The sequence below is a fragment of the Nonomuraea basaltis genome (genome assembly GCF_005893125.1).
GTDB lineage: Bacteria > Actinomycetota > Actinomycetes > Streptosporangiales > Streptosporangiaceae > Nonomuraea > Nonomuraea basaltis.
The window spans coordinates 1-3,321 of sequence record NZ_VCJS01000465.1 but is presented as its reverse complement, the minus strand read 5'-3'; the positions used below and the strand labels follow the sequence as shown (position 1 = coordinate 3,321).

The 3,321-nt window shown below is 66.9% G+C and carries 3 protein-coding genes; 1 reads left to right on the top strand and 2 read right to left on the bottom strand.

The window, feature by feature from the left end:
- Positions 1 to 268 precede the first annotated feature (268 nt).
- Complete coding sequence (locus tag EJK15_RS76005) at positions 269 to 781, bottom strand: hypothetical protein (RefSeq protein ID WP_240778132.1); 513 nt, start codon at positions 779 to 781, stop codon at positions 269 to 271.
- On the opposite strand from EJK15_RS76005, the gene EJK15_RS78390 reads away from it, so the two are divergent.
- On the top strand, positions 689 to 1,264 hold the full coding sequence (locus EJK15_RS78390; RefSeq protein ID WP_420847196.1) for a transposase: 576 nt from the start codon (positions 689 to 691) through the stop codon (positions 1,262 to 1,264). The two genes, EJK15_RS76005 and EJK15_RS78390, sit on opposite strands and share 93 nt — an antisense overlap.
- Here the strand turns inward: EJK15_RS78390 and EJK15_RS68350 are convergent.
- Positions 1,185 to 2,126: a DUF3558 domain-containing protein gene (locus EJK15_RS68350; RefSeq protein WP_138720779.1), complete on the bottom strand. Its 942-nt coding sequence runs from the start codon at positions 2,124 to 2,126 to the stop codon at positions 1,185 to 1,187. The genes EJK15_RS78390 and EJK15_RS68350 overlap by 80 nt on opposite strands.
- Between the last annotated feature and the right edge of the window lie 1,195 nt (positions 2,127 to 3,321).

Below are 3,321 nucleotides of genomic sequence, written 5' to 3'. Positions count from 1 at the left end.
ACCGCCCCGAAGGATCCCTCCACGGCTACTTCGACGCCAACCCCTACGACGGCCGAGACGACGACCTCGGCAGCCAGGGCGCCATCGACCCCGACGGCTGGACCCAGACCCTCCTGTCCGCCCAACCGGGAACTGTCACCTGAGAAACGCGTGATGGGCCCCGGCGCCGACCGGGGCCCATCATGGGCCGCCCTCCTAAGCGGGTCGTGTGGGCAGCGGTGAGGGTTTGACAATGGCTCGCTATCGCCACTGGACGAGTGGTTGCTGCTCAGGGGCCATCACCACGCTGTCGGCGCGGGGCATGATCGAAGCGCATCTCGCCGGAGAACGCGACCCGCGTAAGCTGGCCGGCCTGGCCCGCGGCAAGATGATAGCCAAGCACGCCGAGTTGATCGAGGCGCTGACTGGCCGGTTCGATGACCACCACGCCGAGCCGGCCCGGATGCTGCTGGACCAGATCGATGGCCTGGATCGTCAGATCGTCACGCTCACCACCCGGATCCAAGAGTTGATCGCTGCCATACCCGACGCCCAGCCCCCAACCGGCGGCTCCGGTTCCAGCGGGTGCGACTGCGGCGAGCCCGACTGCGACTCCTGCCGGGTCCGGCAGTCCCTGTTGCCCGCGCTGGAGCGGCTGGATGAGATCCCGGGCATCGGCTTGCGGATCGCACAGGTCATTCTCGCCGAGGTGGGGCTCGACATGAGTCGCTTCCCCACTGCCGACGACCTGGTGTCCTGGGCCAAACTCTGCCCACGCACCATCCAGTCCGGAGCCAAGCACCGCTCCGGCAAAGCGGGAAGGGCAACCCCTACCTCAAGGGCGTGTTCGGCGAGGCCGCCGCCGCGGCCAGCAAGACCGACACCTTCCTCGGCGAACGCTTCCGCCGTATCGTCAAACGCCGGGCAAACTCAAAGCCTTGGTCGCCGTCGCCCGTTCCATCCTGGTCATCGTCTGGCATCTGCTGGCCAACCCGACTGCCCACTTCCAGGACCTCGGCTCCAGTTACCACAGCAGCCGTATCGACACCGGCCGGAAAATCCGCAATCACGTCCGGCAACTCGAAGCTCTCGGCTTTACCGGCACCCTCGCCACCGCCTGACCCAGGCTGCACACACAGACCCCAGCCGACGATCATCGGCCGAGGTCCGCTGCCGCGTGATTTGCCAAGGTGGCTGTCTTCCGGTCAGTGGGCGGGCAGGCGGTTCAGTACCTCGGCGACCTGTTCGCGCATCTGCGGCGTCACCTTGCCGTCTTCCTGGTTGAACGGGATCTGCAGCACGAGGTTGCTCACTCGCACCCACACCGTCACCCGGCTCCCGTACTTCTCAGAGAAGGCCTCGTCCCCCAGACCTTTGACAGGTTTGATCGGCTCGTCGGCCTGCCTCCGGTAGTGGGCGAAGATCTCCTTGGCCACAGTGACCCCGCTCTTGCCCTGCCACGCTCGCGCATGCCGTACCTTGAGCCCGCCGCATTGGGTCGCCGACAGCGGGACGCCCTCCGGCAGCAGGGAGCAGGCGTACGGCGGCGCGGCGAAGCGCCCGTCCGACCGGTTGACGGCGGGAGCGGGCCGGTCCAGGGCCTCGGCGATCCGCTGCGCGGCCTTTTGCGCCTGGTCCAGGTGCCGCGGATCGGGCTTTGCATGCCAGCCGTAGTTGATGTTGATCACCGCGTTGCTGAGCCGGAAGGCCAGGACCGTGGTCTGCGAAAGCTCCGCGGGCAGGATGAACGACTCGTCACCCACCTTCGCGCTGGTGGGAGTCTCGGGCAGGGCCTTGACCACCATGCGGGGAAAGGCGGAGTCCGGGGGTTTCGTGAAAAAGGCGTGCGCCGCCGCCAGATCGGCGGCCAGATGGACGCCGACCTCGAGCTGATAGATCGCTTGCCCTTCCAGATCGAGGGACGGGGTCGACCAGGTGCAGCCTCCGTCGTCGTATTCCTGCTCAGCGAGCGTGACCAGTTGCTCGACCTGCTCAACGCTGAGCAGCGAGCAGGGATCCAGGATCCCGGCGAACCTTCCGGGACCCGACGGCAGGGGGTTGGCGGCCTGGGTCGGGCGAGGTGGCTCGGGATCGGCCGAGCAGGCGGCGGTGAGCAGGAGGAAGACGGCCACGACGATCCTGATCACGGGAGGGCCTCCACGATCCACCGTGCGGCCTGCTCGGCCTTGCCTGGTCGCGCGCCTGCACGTAGCCGAGCAGGTTGGCCTTCCTGAAGGCCACCACCGGCTCGCCGGGCGACTGGGCGGTCCCGGTATGGAAGGCGAGCGCCTCATCCGCAATATCCACGGCCACCGACTCAGAGTCTCTCCATCCGGCGAACATCTCCTTCGCCTGGGCGATCCCGTCGCCCGCCGGGCCGCGCTGGGGAGCCCAGAATCGCACCTCCATCTGCGGATCCCAGAAGGACGAGTTCGGCTTTTCCCAGCTGCAGGCTGCCGAGTGCCCGCCCCGCGCGTAGCCCTCCGCGTCGACCAGCTTCTTGAGCTGCTCACGGCTGAGGATGGCGCATGCGATCGGTGGTTCCGCGTAGGTGCCGGAGGTCACTGCGGGCATCGGTTCGGGTGGGCTCATCCGGCCGAGCGTGGCCGCCATGCGGCGGCTCACCGACACCGCGCCCTGACGTAGATGGTCAGCGCTCACCGGCCGGTCGAACGTGGAGTATTCGACCTCCACCAGGAGATTGCCGATGCGGAAGAAGATCTGGACGAGTCCCACCCGCTTCGTGTCGGCGGAGAGGTGGTCGAGTAGGTGGGCCTCGTCTCCCACGCCCTCCAGCACCCGCGCTTCCGTGGTGGTCACTTGGGGGGACTCGCTGAGAGTCCACACGGAAAAAGGGGGAACTGCGCGGGCTGAGGTCGTCGATCAGGCGCATGCGGTACTCCTCGTGAGCCTGCGCCGAGGTGTAATCCCAAGGGTCCCTGTCCTGGGTGACCCACGTGACCGCCAGTTCCGTAGTCCCCTGCGTCCAGGTACAGTATTGTCCGCGCAGCCTGGCGTTCGCGTCGGGCACGAGCCGCTCAACCAGGGCCCGGTCGACGGTCGCGCACAGGTCGACCGGCACGGGGAACCGTGGCTGAACCGCTGGGGGCAGCGGGTTGAGCCATAACATCAAGGCGATCATTAGACGCACCAGCGGATGCTACTGAACGTCGGTATTTTTCGGGTATATCCATGAGAAACTCCGCATCGCCTGGGCTAGGGCACCTTTGGTGCCGTGATTCGAAGAGTTCTCCTGAGTCTTACCGTGGGTGAACGTCGGTGAAGGCGTGACCGCGTGAGCCGATGGCCACCTGGCCTTTGGTGACGGAGGGTGATGTGCTG